Consider the following 13,617-nt stretch of genomic DNA (forward strand, 5'->3'; position numbering starts at 1 on the left):
CCTACTGAGCGCGCTCGCGGACGACGCGAGCGATGTCCAGCCGCCGAACGGCCCGGACGGCAGGCCACTGTGACAGAGCGGCCGCGATCAGTACGCCGAGAGCAGCGGCCGGCAGCGCCCACCAACTGAGGACGAGGTCGAAGCGGAACAGGTCGCTCGAGAACGTGTCCAGGAAGGCGTGCGCAGCGACGACTCCGGCGACCAGACCGAAGGGCAGTCCCAGGCCGGTCGCTGCCAGGTTCTCGGTGGCAAGAGTGCCTGCGGTACGGCGTAGCGGAACCCCGGCCGCCCGCAGGGTCGCGAGCTCGTTGGTGCGCTCGACCACGTTCACCGCCATCGTCACGTAGATGACGGCGCCGGCCAGGATCGCGCCCAGCAGGACCATGATGGCGATGAACGCCCAGAACAGGCCGAGGTACTGATTGATGGCGGCGGTGACAGCGTGGGCATCGGCGTACGCCACTACTCCTGGCAGTCGGCTCACGTTCTGGCGCATCGTGTCGCGGTCGACTCCGTCGTCGAAGCGGACGAGGTAGGTGTTGACTGTGGAAGCAGGAAGTACCTGCGCTGCCAGGCGATCCGCACTGTAGAGCGAGGTGCCGACGGGTTCGTCGAGCAGTCCCATGAGCCGGGCCGAAACGGTGTGACCACCGGGTGCCGACAAGGTGAGTTGGTCGCCGACAGCGATGCCGAGTTTGTCGGCGACGGCAGCACCCGCAAGCACTCCGTCGTCCGGCAGCGGCAGCCATTGTCCCGAGGTCGAGCGGAAGCGATGCATCGCCGTACCGACAGGGAAGGCCTGGAGTTGCGTCGCGTAGGTTTTGTTGCCGAAGGCACCAACTACTTGCCCGGTCCGGCTCCGCTCGACTGCTGCGATCCCGCGTACTTCGTGCAGGCCGGAATCGGCTGTTCCGGTCGCCGTCACGACAGTGGCATCCTGCCGTTCGATCTGCCCGTACTGCTTGTCCAGGGCGGTGGACACGCTGGTGAGCATCCCGATCGAGGCCAGCACGAGCACCAGCGCCAGGACCGCACCGAGCATGGTGGCGAGAGTTCGCCGTGGTCCGCGGAAGACATCGCGCAGCGCCATCCGGGCGGAGACCGGCAGCCAGCGCATCCGGGCGACCAACCTGCTCCAGGCGCCTGGCGGCCGTGCCCCGGTTTGATTGCGCATCGCCTCTGCGGGCACGGTACGAGCAGCGGTCAGCGCTGGTGCTGCGGCACCGCTCAGCCCGACCGCGGCACCGAAGGCGAGGCCGATCAGGACCAGTCCCGGATGCCAAGCAGTCACCGTGTCAGGGATACCGAGCGCCCCGGTATAGGCCCTCGTGATCGCGCCGGTGGCAACCACTCCAACCGCGGCCCCGGCCAGGCCACCGAACAAGCCGACCAGCAGACCTTGCTGGAGATAGTGCCGGACCAGTCGGCCGCGACGGGCACCAGCCGCCATCAGAGTGCCGATGATCGACCGCTCGGCCAGCACCCGGCGTGCCAGCAGCACGTACGCCGCGACGGCCGCGGCTGTCAGGAACAGCAGCGGGAAGGCGATGGACAGTTCCGAGAACCCGTTCAGGTCTTCGCGCAGCGTTGCGTTGGACGCCTGGTAGACCTGCGCGACGACGTCGGTGGCTCCCGCGCGGCGCAGCGAGGCGCTCGTCGCGGCGACGTCGGCATGCGTCGGATCAAGTTCTGCCAGCACCTGGTTCGGGCCGCCTCCGGTCCACTGCCGAACGGCCTGCTCATCCGCGAACAGGACCGCGAACGCGTGTGGGTCGCCGAGCACGTCCTGCCGGCTGCGAGCCGGCCAGATGTACTCCGCCGAGCGCGCGATTCCGCGGATCGTGACGCGATGCCAGCCGTGGCCGGTGAAGACCTGGACGCTGTCTCCGACGGTCAGCCCGAAGGTGTCCGCGGCATGTCGCTCGACGAGCACGCCGTCAGGATCGTCGGCGCTGAGGTACTGCCCAGCACTCACGTCCACCGCGTCGACCGCCGGTTGATGCCCGGCGGGGAGTCCGACCACCCGGCCCACCAGTTTGGTGCCGTCGATCATCAGCGGCGGATCCGTCTGGGTACGAGTCGTCACAGCCGCGGCACCGGCGTCGCGGGCTGCTGCTGCGATCGACTCAGGGTTGCCGCCCGTCGCGCTCACGTCGGCGAAGTGCAGCCGGTCGTAGGTGAAGCGGTAGGAGTCGCTGAGGTTCCGGAACGCCCCCGCACTCGCGATGAACAGCGCAACGCCGAGCATCACCGTGATCCCGACCGCGATCACCTGTGCCCGTTGACGCCGCAGATCACGAAGGGTCTTCCGTGTCGTCGCGCGCATCTGGCTCACCAGGCCACGTCGGCAGCATCGGCCGGCTGGGCGTTACGCCGTACCGACTCGATGCGTCCGTCGACCACGGTGACGACCCGGTCGGCGACCTGTGCCACGGACGCGTTGTGGGTGACCGTCACGACCGTGCGGCCTTCGCGGTTCAGGCGCTGCATCAACTGCAGGATCTGCCGCCCGGTTGCCAGGTCCAGGGCGCCGGTCGGCTCGTCGGCGAGCAGCAGGTCGGGGCCGGTGGCCAGCGCCCGGGCGAAGGCCACCCGCTGTTGCTGTCCACCGGACAACTGGGCCGGGAAGTGATCCATCCGGTCCGCGAGACCGACGGCGTCCAGCAGTCCCGGTACGGCGGACATCTCACCCCGGCCGGTGAGCTCGATGATGACCTCCACGTTCTCGCGCGCCGTCAGGGTCGGGATCAGGTTGAAGAACTGGAAGACGAATCCCACGTGGTCGCGCCGGAACTCCGACAGATCGGCAGGGCTCCGGCCGGAGATCTCCTCACCGGCGACGACCACCTGCCCGTCGGTCGCCGCCTCGATGCCGCCGATGATGTTGACCAGCGTGGTCTTGCCGGACCCACTGGGTCCGAGCACGACCACGAACTCGTCCGGTTCGATGTCGAGATCGATGCCCCGCAGAGCCGAGACGGCGGCATCACCTTTGCCGTACACCTTGGTGACGCCGGACAGGTGCAGCCCTGCCCGGGTCGTCTTCGTCGTCTCGGTCTTCACAGTCATGATTCCTCCGATCCGAAGACGCCCTGGGTGTAGGCGGTGACCACGTCCGCGGCCCACCGGCGCATGCCGTCGGGTGTCAGCGGGTCGATCCCCAGGACGTCGGTGAGATGGTCACGCAGCAGCACGACGGCCAGGTCGTTGACCAGCAAGAAGGCGGCCCGGACCGCCGGGTCCTCGGCAGGACGCAGGACGCCGGCCGCGGACAGTTGCTCGGTCATCGCGGCCGTCGCCGCGTACCAGCGGCGGAACAGTTCCCTGCCCGTGCCGTCCCCGGTCAGCAGCAACCGCCGTAAGTAGGCAGGGACGGGGGAGTCCGTCGGCAGGCTGGTCAACATCAACTCGGCCAGACCGGAGGTCCCTTGCGGACTCGTGTCGGACAGCATCGCCGGATCGCCGGCCACGGCGGCGAACATCTCGTCGAAGATCCCCGCGACGTAGCTGTCCACGACCTCGCGAAGACCCTGCTTGGAGCCGAAATGGTGGATCACCAGGCCTGGTGACACCCCGGCCGAGGCCGCGATGTCGCGCACGGTCACGGCGTCGGGACCGCGCTGCGCGAACAGTTCGAGCGCGCGGTCCCGGATCTGTGCCCGGGCCGTCAGGTCACTGGAAGATGAACGCATGTACAGCATACTAAACATCTGTTCAGCCGACGGCAAGAGCGCGGCGACAGCAGACCTCCGATGAGTTATTGACTCTGAGCTTCGGAAAGCGCTATCTTCCGACGAAATGAGGCGCAAAAAGTACAAATCGCCTCTTCGTCGACAGGAGAAGATGGCATGCCGAGGTCGTTGAGAAAGTTCGCCGCAGGGTCGCTGGCCGGGGTACTCGTGCTGGCCGTGGCCGGTTGTGGTGCGGGTGGTGCCAAGCCGGTCGCGCAGGATCCGAAGGCGCCGCTGGAGTTGTGGACGCGGACCACGCCCGGTGGCGACGGCGAGAAGGGGATGAAGAAGCTGGCCGCGGCGTTCGAGGCGGCCACTGGTCAGAAGGTCGTGGTCACGGCGATCTTCGACGACTTCGAGACGAAGCTGTCCCAGCGTGCCGCCCAGAAGGACCTGCCGGACCTGGTGCTGAACGACTCGTCGCAGCTGGGCACCATGGTCAGCCAGGGCATCGTCCGCGAGGTCGACCTGGGCTCGATCAAGGGCAGCGACCAACTGCTGGAGTCCGCGCTGTCCGTCGCCAAGTCCGGCGACGGCAAGACGTACGGCGTCCCGTACTCCGCGCAGGCCAGCGCGCTGCTGATCCGCAAGGACTGGCGCCAGAAGGTGGGCCTGGCGGCGCCGAAGACCTGGGACGACCTGACCGCTCTCGCGAAGGCCTTCACCACGCAGGACCCCGACGGCAACGGGAAGGCCGACACATACGGCCTCGCCGTGCCGGGTTCGACCAAGCGCGGCTATGCCTCGTGGTACTTCTCCAACTTCCTCTGGGCCGCCGGCGGCGACTTCATCGCCAAGCAGTCCGACGGGAAGTACAAGCCCGCGATGTCGACGCCGGAGTCGGTGGCCGCCACCAAGTGGTTCCGCGACCTGGCCTGCACCAGCAAGGTGATCCAGCCGGGTGCGGCGACCATGGACACCCCGCCCACCAACGAGACGTTCGAAGCCGGCCGGACCGGTCTGTACGTCGTCGGTCCCTACCTGCTGCCGCGGTTCGACGCCGGCCTGGGCAAGGACAAGTACGAGGTGGTCCCGGTGCCGAAGGGGCCGAAGGACTCGACCGTCCTGGCCGAGGGTGGCAGCGTCTACCTGATGGCCGGGTCGGCCAACGAGGCCGGCCAGAACGCGTTCGCCTCCTTCATGATCTCGGCCGACGGGCAGAAGCTCGGCATGGCCGGCCAGAAGGCGTTCAACGTGCAGTTGCCGGTGAACAAGACCGTCGACATCACGGCCGTCCGCAAGGACCCGCGCTGGAAGGTCTACGCCGACGCGTACCGCGACAGCGGCCGCTACGCCCCGTCGATCCCGAACTGGACCCCGGTGCGGCAGGACACGGCCGACACGATCAACGCCTTGATCGCCGACTGCAGCCTCGATGTGACCGCCGAACTCACCAAGCTGGACAAGAAGCTGGCCGAGACCCTCGGCAAGCAGGGCGTCGCCGCATCATGAGCGTCAGCGAGGCGCCGGCGGCGACAGTGGAACCGCCGCCGGCCGAGCAGCCGGGTCGTGGCCAGTGGTGGTCGCCCGTACGGCGTACCGGCAACCGCCGCGCTCCGGGCAGGGCCGCGGGACAGCGGAGCCGGCAGGGTGGGAAGTGGTGGGTGCCGTGGTTGTTCCTGGCGCCCGCGCTGATTCTCTTCACCTACTTCAAGTTCATCCCGATGGGGCGGGCACTGGTGATGTCCGCCCAGGATGTCCGGCCCTATCTCGGCAACACCTGGGTCGGCACCGCCAACTACAGCGAGATCCTGGGTTCGGAGAGCTTCCGGTCCGCGCTCAAGAACACCGTGGTGCTGGCGATCGGGCAGACCTTCGGCTCGATGCTGCTCGGGTTCTGCCTGGCCCTGCTGGTGGAGGGGCAGACGCGCAAGCTGAGCTTCATCCGGTCGGCGGCGTTCCTGCCGGTCGTCGTACCGATGGCCGTGGTCGCCGAGTTGTGGCGGATCATGTACCACCCGACCAGCGACGGTCTGCTCAATCAGGTGATCGGGCTGGTGGGCCTCGGGCCGTCCGGCTTCATCAACGATCCGGACACGTCGCTCGCCTCGATCGCGGTCACCGGGATCTGGCGCGGCGCGCCGTACGACATGATGATCTTCCTCGCCGGGCTGGCCGGGATCGACCGCGGCTTGTACGAGGCCGCGACGGTCGACGGAGCCTCGACCCGGCAACGCATTCTGCACGTGACGCTGCCCGGTTTGCGGCCGGTGTTCGCCATCTTGTTCGTGCTCGCCGCGGTCCGGGGCTTCCGCAGCTTCACCGAGGTCTTCCTGCTGACCAACGGCGGTCCGAACGGATCGACCGAGGTCGTGATGACCCTGATCTACAAGCTCGGACTGGAACAGAACCGGCTCGGAGTGGGTTCGGCGGGCGCGGTCCTGCTGTTCCTCGCGACCCTCGTGCTGACCGTCTGCGTCCAGTTGCTGCGAAGGAGGAGGACCGCATGAGCGCCGCCACCGAGACCGCGTTGGGTCTCACCGAGAGCAAGGGGATCGGCGCGCGGATCGCCAAGCTGGTGATCTACTCCGGCCTGTTCGTCGTCTTCGCCGGGCCGCTGCTCGCCTTGCTGGTGAGCTCCTTCAACCACATCTCCGACCCGACCCAGTTGAGCGTCGTCCCGAAGACCCCGACGCTGGACAACTTCCGGATCGCCTTCGACCACGGCGTCCTGAAGTACCTGCTGAACTCGTTCTTCGTGGTCGGTTTCGGCCTGCTGCTCCAGGTGGCCGTCTCGGTGCTCGCGGGGTATGCGCTGGCTCGCAAGGTGTTCCCGCTGATGACCGTGGTGCTGGTCGCGATCCTCGCCACGATGATGCTGCCCGAGGAGATCCTGGCGCTGCCGCTGACCCTGGTGCTCGGAGATCTTCCGCTGGTGCACCTGAACCTGATGGGCACGCTGGCCGGGATGATCGTGCCGCTGGGTGCGTGGGCGTTCTCGATCCTGGTGATGACCGAGTTCATGAAGGACGTCCCGCGTGAGCTCGAGGAGGCGGCCCGGATCGACGGCGCCGGCGAGCTGCGGATCTTCGCCCAGATCATCCTGCCGCTGTGCAAGCCGGCGCTCGGGGTGATCGGGGTGTTCGGCTTCACGATGATCTGGGACCAGTACCTGCTGCCGTTGCTGGTAGCAACCAATTCCGACAGCTACACCCTGCCGCTGGCACTGCGGACGCTCCGGATCGACCCGGTAGTCACGCCCGGCGTGGTGATGGCGGCGTCGCTGCTCGCCCTGCTCCCGTCGGTCATTGTGTTCCTGCTGTTCCAGCGATCCTTCGCCCGTGGCCTCACCGCGGGTGCCTTGAAGGGATGACAGTGATGAAGGACTGGTTCCGCCACGACCGCTTCGGCATGTTCGTCCACTGGGGCCTGTACTCGCTGGCTGCCCGCCACGAGTGGGTGAAGAACCGGGAGAAGCTCACCGACGCGCAGTACCAGCGGTACTTCGACCGATTCGACCCGGATCTGTACCGGCCGCGCGAGTGGGCCTGGGCGGCACGGTCGGCCGGCATGCGGTACGTCGTCCTGACGACCAAGCATCACGACGGGTTCTGCTTGTGGGACAGCGAGCTGACCGACTACACGGTCATGAACACGCCGTACGGCAGGGATCTGCTCGAGCCGTTCGTCGACGCCTGCCGGGCCGAGGGGCTGAAGGTCGGCTTCTACCACTCGCTGATCGACTGGCATCATCCGTCGTTCCCGATCGACGGCCTGCATCCGCAGCGGGACGACGAGGAAGCCAAGGCCGCGCCGCGCGACCTCGCGACGTACCGAAAGTATCTGCACGGACAGGTGCGCGAACTGCTCACCAGGTACGGCACGATCGACTACCTGTTCTTCGACTTCTCGTACGCCGGGCGTTCGCACACCTGGGGCGGCAAGGGTGCGGAGGAGTGGGGTGCCGAGGAGTTGCTGGCGATGGTTCGCGAGCTGCAGCCGGACATCCTCGTCAACGACCGCACCGGCCTGCCCGGCGACTTCGTCACCCCTGAGCAGTACCAGCCGTCCGGACCGATGACCGGGCCGGACGGGCCGATCAGGTGGGAGGCCTGCCAAACCCTCAACGGGAGTTGGGGCTACGACCGGGACAACTTCGACTACAAGAGCCCGGACCTGCTGGTGCGGATGCTGATCGACGGCGTCGCCAAGGACGGCAACCTGCTGCTGAACGTCGGGCCGACCGGCCGGGGACTCATCGACCCCGTCGCGCAGACCACGCTCGAGGCGATCGGCGACTGGATGCGGCTGCACGAGCGGTCGATCTACGGGTGTGGCGCCTCCGGGCACGTGCCGCCTGCCGATTGCCGCTACACACAGAACGGCAACCGGCTCTACCTGCACCTGTTCAGCTGGCCGTTCAAGCACGTGCACCTGCCCGGACTGGCCGGCAAGGTCCAGTACGCCCAGTTGCTCTCCGACGCTTCCGAGATCCGGCTGATCGAACCGGATCCGGAGCGGATCGCGGAGAACACCCAGCCCGGCAGTCAGCCGCCGGGCACGCTCACCCTCGAACTGCCGGTACGCCGGCCGGACGTCACCGTACCCGTCATCGAACTGTTCCTCACGCCATCCGCCTGATCGGGAGCACCTCATGGAACGTCGTACTTTTCTCACCGCCGCAGGTGGCGTCGCCGCCGGAGCGGCGGGTCTGGTGGCCGCTGCCGCCGGCGCGCTCCCGGTGACGGCCGCGCCGTCGTCCACCGGGATCGGCGGGCTCGCCCCTGCCGCCGATCCCACCGAATCCGAGTCGGCGGGCCGGCGGCGGCTCGTGCAGTCGCTGGACGAACTGCGGCAGGCTGTCGGTCAGGCGGTCCCGGGCACCGTGATCACTGTTGCCAACGGCACCTATGACGTACCGGCCGGCGCGCCGATCGCCCTGGCCGGTGTTCGCGGCCGGCCCGGCCGGCCGGTCGTCGTCCAGGCCGAGTCGCCGGGCGGTGTCGTCCTGACCGGCGAGCAGAGCTTCGTGCTGACCGGCTCGACGGACGTCACGCTGAGCGGGTTCGCGTTCCGGCAGCAGACCACGCTCGACATTCCGCCGGACTGCAAGCGGATCCGGCTCACCCGCAACGACTTCCAGCTGGCCGATATCGCGGGTGTGCACTGGGTGATGGTGCGCGCGGACTATTCGAGCGTCGACCACAACGACTTCCACGGGAAGTCGACGCTGGGCATCTACCTCGGCATCGAGGGCGCCGGGACCGACGGGATGGCCCGCGGCGTCCACATCACCCGCAACCACTTCCGCGATCACACCTTCCCCGGCGACAACGGCGGCGAGCCGATCCGGCTGGGCGTGTCGCCGAGAGCGCTCTCCACCGCGGCTGCGGTGGTCGAGTTCAACCTGTTCGAGCGCGCCAACGGCGACCCCGAGGCGATCTCGGTGAAGTCGTCCGGCAACGTGATCCGGCACAACACGATCCGGGACAGCATCGGGGGGATCGTGCTGCGGCACGGCAACGGCACGCGGGTCGAGGGCAACTACCTGCTCTCCGGAGCGAACGGGATCAGGATCTACGGCAACGACCACCAGATCCTGAGCAACTACCTGGAGCGGGTGAGCGGGATCGTGCTCGGCAGCGGGAGCCTGCGCGATCACTACCCGGGCGAACCGCCGACGTCGCGGACCGGCAACGACGCGCCGGACCGGGTCCGGATCGCGTTGAACAGCTTGCTGGACTGCACGGGCGGTATCAGCGGCGAGAGCCACCGGACCCTGCCGCCGCTGGACTGCACGATCGCCGACAACCTGCTGGTGGCCGACGCGGGACAGCACGTGAACATGCCCTTCCAGGACGGCATCAGCTGGTCGGGCAACCTCGTCTGGGGCGCTGCCGCCGATGGCAACGCCCCGGCCGGCACCTTCACCCGGGTCGATCCGAAGCTGGTGGCGGGACAGGACGGCGTACGGCGGCTGTCGGCCGGCAGCCCGGCGATCAACGCGGCCACCGGCTCGTATCCGGGCGGCACCCTCGACCTGGACGGTGAGCCGCGCGGCCGCCGGGCCGATGTGGGAGCCGACGAGTACGGGTTCCGCAAGCCCAGGTTCCGCCCGCTGACCGCGGCCGATGTCGGGATCCACGCCCGATGAGCACCGAGCGCGCCGCGGTTGCCGTCCGAGGTGACGAGGAGATCATCCGCACTCACCTTGATCGGCTCCGGCTGGATCTGGTGGTGGCCAGCCGGATCACCCATGTCCACCGCGAGTGGTACCGCCCACTGCAGCCCGATCCGTTCTCGCGGCTCTACCTGATCCTCGAAGGCGAGGGCCGGCTGGTGGTGGGGGAGCAGGAGCTCTACCCGAAGCCGGGTGAGCTCTGCTACCTCCCCGCCGACGTACCGATCTCGTACTCGACGATCAGTGACAACACGTTCCGCAAGCACTGGCTGCACTTCTCCGCGCTGATCGGCGACCGGGACATCGGCGAGATGCTGACCCTGCCGTTCATCGTTCCCAGTCGTGCGCCGGCGGAAGCGGCTGCCCTGTTCGAGCAGGTCGGCGCCGCGGATCGCGACCCGCCGGGTCTGGCGACGCCGCTGCGGATCCGGTCGGCGTTGACCGCGTTGTTCGCGCACTACCTGGACAGCGCGCCGCCCGGTTCGATCCGGTTGTCGGCGCAGCAGACCGAAGAGTCCGGCATCGTCCGCTACATCGAGGACAACCTCGCCTCGGCGCTGACCGTCGAGCAGTTGGCCGCCGAGTTCGGGTTCGAGCTGAGTGCGTTCATCCGGCACTTCCGGACCGAGTTCGGGTTGTCGCCGAAGCAGTTCATCAAGCGGGCCCGGATCGAGCGGGCGCAGCGTGAGCTGGTGACGACCGCGCGGCCGATGGAGGAGATCGCCGCCTCGGTCGGGATGGACCAGTCGTACTTCTCGAAGGTGTTCCGTCAGGTCAGCTCGGTGACCCCGAGCGAATACAGAAAGCTCTACCGCCAGCGTAGTTAGGAGCTTGTCATGGATCGTCGTACCTTCTTGGCCGGCGGCACCCTCGGTGTCGCCGCAGTCGCCCTGCAACTGTCCGGCGGGCGTCGTGCCGACGCGCAGGTGTCGGCCGTCGTCACCTCGCTGTCCCAGCTGCAACAAGCGATCAACAGTGCCGGCCCCGGCACCACGATCACGGTCGCGAACGGCTCGTACGCCGTACCGTCGGGCTCACCCGTCACGATCAGCGGCCGCCACGGCACCAGCACGGCGCCGATCACGATCGTGGCCGAGTCGCGCGGTGGCGTCACGCTCACCGGTGCGCAGAGCTTCGTGTTCGCCAACTCGTCGTACGTGACGATCAGCGGGTTCGCGTTCCGGCAGAGTACGACGCTGGAGATCCCGGCCGACTGTCCCCGGATCCGGCTGACCCGCAACGACTTCCAGCTCGCCGCGGCTGCGGGGCACTGGGTCGTCGTGCGGGGTGACGACGTGAAGATCGACCGGAACGTGTTCCACGACAAGTCCACCCTGGGCGTCTATCTGGTGATCGACGGACCGGGCAGTACGGCGATGGCGCAGCGCACGAACATCGCCCGCAACTACTTCCGCGATCACACGTACTCCGGCGACAACGGCGGTGAGCCGATCCGCCTCGGTGTCAGTGGACGCGCACTGTCCACGGCGGACGCCACCGTGGAGTACAACCTCTTCGAGCGGGTGAACGGCGACCCCGAGGCGATCTCGGTGAAGTCGTCGGGCAACACGATCCGGTACAACACCATCCGCTCGTCGACCGGTGGGATCGTGCTGCGGCACGGCAACGAGAACCGGGTCGAGAGCAACTATCTGCTGTCCGGTGCGAACGGGATCAGGATCTACGGCAACGACCACCTGATCGTGAACAACTACGTCGGTGGGGTCGGCAGCGCCGGGATCGTGCTCGGCAGTGGAACCGAGCGCGATCACTACGAAGGCGAGCCCGAAGACAGCCGGCGCGGCAACGACGCTCCGGACCGGGTCACGATCGTGCTGAACACCCTGCGGAACAACGCTCAGGCAGTGGTCGGCGAGAGTCAGCGGACGATACCGCCACTGGGCTGCCGGATCTCGGACAACCTCCTGGTCGGCGACAGCGGTTCCCTGGTGGACATGCCTTACCTGCAGGGCATCACGTGGTCGGGCAACATCCTGTGGGGCTCGGCGTCGAACGGCAACATCCCGTCGTCCGGCTTCACCCGGGCCGACCCGAAGCTCGTCGCGGGCTCCGACGGCGTCTACCGGCTCAGCACCGGCAGCGCCGCCGTCAACGCCTCCAGCCAGGACCACTCCAGCCAGGTCACCGACGACCTCGACGGCCAACCCCGGGTAGCCCCGTACGACGTCGGCGCCGACGAACTCTCCACCGCCACAACCCTCCGCCACCCCCTCACCCCCACCGACGTCGGCCCCAACGCCCCGTAGCAAGACCCGGCTGACCTCGCAGCGTCGTGGTACCGGCGTGCGCTCGGCCCGCGCGAGGCGGGTCGAGCGCACGCCGTACAGGTGTCAGACCAGGGCGGGCTGGGTGTTGCCGGCTTCGGTGATGCCGCGGCGCATGTCGACCCGGGCGAGCAGGACCAGGCCGACGACGAAGAAGATGCCGAGGGCAACGATGGCGGGCCGGTAGGAGCCGGTGAGCTGGTGGACCAGGCCGAAGACGAGGGTGCCGAGCCACGAGGTGCCGCGTTCGCCGGCCTGGTACAGGCTGAAGTACTCCGCCTCGCGGCCCTTCGGAATCAGTTGGCTGAACGCCGACCTCGACAGCGCCTGGGTGCCGCCGAGGACGATCCCGATCGCCAGGCCCATCGCGAGGAACGGCGCGATCTGGTGCGCGGGCAGCAGGAAGCCGGCGATCACGATCACCATCCAGACCACCAGGCCGCCCATGATCGTGCGCTGGCTGCCGTAGCGCCGGGCGAACCGGCCGAAGGCGAGCGCGCCGAAGAACGCGACGAACTGGACCAGCAGGATCGTCATGATCAGGATCTGCGTCTCGAAGCCGAGTTGCTTCTCGCCGTACGTCGAGGAGACCGAGATGACGGTCTGGATGCCGTCGTTGAAGAACAGGTACGCGACCAGGAACAGCAACGTCATCGGGTACGACCGGACGTGCCGCAGGGTGGCGAAAAGCTGCCCGAAACTCTGCTTGATCAGGTTGCCGCCGACCGGTACGACGCTCGCCGGTGGCCGGTCCTTCAGCCGCAGGTAGGGGATGAGGGTGAACAGGCCCCACCACAACCCGGCGCTCAGCAGACTGAGCCGGACCGCCGTCCCCTTGCCCAGGCCGAGCGCGTCGTGCGCGGTGACGACGCCGAGGTTGATCGCCAGCAGGATGAATCCGCCGAGGTAGCCGAACGCCCAGGCGCGCGAGGAGACGTCGTCACGATCGTCCGGCGCCGCGATGTCGATCAGGATCGAGTCGTACACGACCAGCGACGACCCGAGACAGAGGTTGCCGAGGAACAGCAGCAGCGCCCCCAGCGCCCAGCGGTCGCCGCTGACGAAGACCATGCAGCAGGCGGCCAGGGCACCGGCCCAGGCGAAGCCGCACATCAGCACTCGCTTGCGAGGCGACCGGTCCGCGATCGCTCCGACGACCGGCAGGAACAGCGCCGACATCAAGGTGGCGACGGTGACGACGTAGAAGGCCAGCGAGCCGGGGGAGATGCCGAGACCGAGGACGTGCAGGTTGGTGTGGCAGGGGTCGTCCGTCGTACCGACTCGTCCGCAGGCAGCGGTTTCGGCCACCGAGGTGAGGTACGGCGCGAACAGTACGGTGCCGACGGTGGTGACGTAGCCGGAGTTGGCCCAGTCGTAGAGGCTGAACCCCCAGTATTCGCGCTTGTCCACGCTGTCCGGGGCGGAGAGGATTCCCATGCGGAGGAGTGTGGCAGGTACGGGGCCGATCCGGGCTCAGGCC

General features: G+C 68.1%; 11 protein-coding genes. 7 read left to right on the forward strand and 4 right to left on the reverse strand.

Translation table 11 applies throughout. The features are described 5' to 3' along the window. Nucleotide 1 precedes the first annotated feature (1 nt). Genes EV138_RS33160 through EV138_RS33170 form a run of 3 tightly spaced genes read right to left on the reverse strand, consistent with a single transcriptional unit; the run spans nucleotide 2 to nucleotide 3,692 of the window. Nucleotides 2–2,326 (reverse strand): ABC transporter permease, encoded by a 2,325-nt coding sequence (locus EV138_RS33160; RefSeq protein ID WP_133983882.1) that lies wholly within the window; start codon nucleotides 2,324–2,326, stop codon nucleotides 2–4. 5 nt (nucleotides 2,327–2,331) lie between these two features. Beyond that, nucleotides 2,332–3,069, reverse strand: coding sequence for an ABC transporter ATP-binding protein (locus tag EV138_RS33165; protein WP_133983884.1), 738 nt, complete (start codon nucleotides 3,067–3,069; stop codon nucleotides 2,332–2,334). Beyond that, nucleotides 3,066–3,692, reverse strand: coding sequence for a TetR/AcrR family transcriptional regulator (locus EV138_RS33170; RefSeq protein ID WP_133983886.1), 627 nt, complete (start codon nucleotides 3,690–3,692; stop codon nucleotides 3,066–3,068). The genes EV138_RS33165 and EV138_RS33170 overlap by 4 nt, the downstream gene beginning before the upstream one ends. Nucleotides 3,693–3,848: 156 nt before the next feature. Between EV138_RS33170 and EV138_RS33175 the strand changes: the two genes are divergently transcribed. The 7 genes from EV138_RS33175 to EV138_RS33205 are packed head-to-tail and all read left to right on the forward strand — an operon-like array spanning nucleotide 3,849 to nucleotide 12,119. Continuing rightward, a complete protein-coding gene (locus EV138_RS33175) occupies nucleotides 3,849–5,183 on the forward strand; it encodes an ABC transporter substrate-binding protein (RefSeq protein WP_133983888.1) in 1,335 nt (444 codons plus the stop codon). Then, nucleotides 5,180–6,181 carry a carbohydrate ABC transporter permease gene (locus EV138_RS33180; protein WP_238158538.1) on the forward strand — a complete coding sequence of 334 codons (1,002 nt, stop codon included), beginning with the start codon at nucleotides 5,180–5,182 and terminating at the stop codon, nucleotides 6,179–6,181. The genes EV138_RS33175 and EV138_RS33180 overlap by 4 nt, the downstream gene beginning before the upstream one ends. Next, nucleotides 6,178–7,044: a carbohydrate ABC transporter permease gene (locus EV138_RS33185; protein WP_133983890.1), complete on the forward strand. Its 867-nt coding sequence runs from the start codon at nucleotides 6,178–6,180 to the stop codon at nucleotides 7,042–7,044. Before EV138_RS33180 ends, EV138_RS33185 begins: the two co-directional genes overlap by 4 nt. Nucleotides 7,045–7,049: 5 nt before the next feature. Beyond that, nucleotides 7,050–8,312, forward strand: coding sequence for an alpha-L-fucosidase (locus tag EV138_RS33190; RefSeq protein WP_133983892.1), 1,263 nt, complete (start codon nucleotides 7,050–7,052; stop codon nucleotides 8,310–8,312). Nucleotides 8,313–8,325: 13 nt separating this feature from the next. After that, entirely contained in the window at nucleotides 8,326–9,825 is a 1,500-nt protein-coding gene (locus EV138_RS33195; protein ID WP_133983894.1) for a polysaccharide lyase 6 family protein, read from the forward strand. Beyond that, on the forward strand, nucleotides 9,822–10,679 hold the full coding sequence (locus tag EV138_RS33200) for a helix-turn-helix domain-containing protein (RefSeq protein ID WP_133983896.1): 858 nt from the start codon (nucleotides 9,822–9,824) through the stop codon (nucleotides 10,677–10,679). The genes EV138_RS33195 and EV138_RS33200 overlap by 4 nt, the downstream gene beginning before the upstream one ends. Before the next feature lie 9 nt (nucleotides 10,680–10,688). Continuing rightward, nucleotides 10,689–12,119 (forward strand): polysaccharide lyase 6 family protein, encoded by a 1,431-nt coding sequence (locus tag EV138_RS33205; protein WP_133983898.1) that lies wholly within the window; start codon nucleotides 10,689–10,691, stop codon nucleotides 12,117–12,119. An 84-nt stretch (nucleotides 12,120–12,203) separates the two neighbouring features. Here the strand turns inward: EV138_RS33205 and EV138_RS33210 are convergent, their stop codons facing one another. Continuing rightward, nucleotides 12,204–13,574, reverse strand: a complete 1,371-nt coding sequence (locus EV138_RS33210; protein WP_133983900.1) for an MFS transporter — start codon at nucleotides 13,572–13,574, stop codon at nucleotides 12,204–12,206. Between the last annotated feature and the right edge of the window lie 43 nt (nucleotides 13,575–13,617).

The organism is Kribbella voronezhensis (genome assembly GCF_004365175.1).
Classification (GTDB): domain Bacteria; phylum Actinomycetota; class Actinomycetes; order Propionibacteriales; family Kribbellaceae; genus Kribbella; species Kribbella voronezhensis.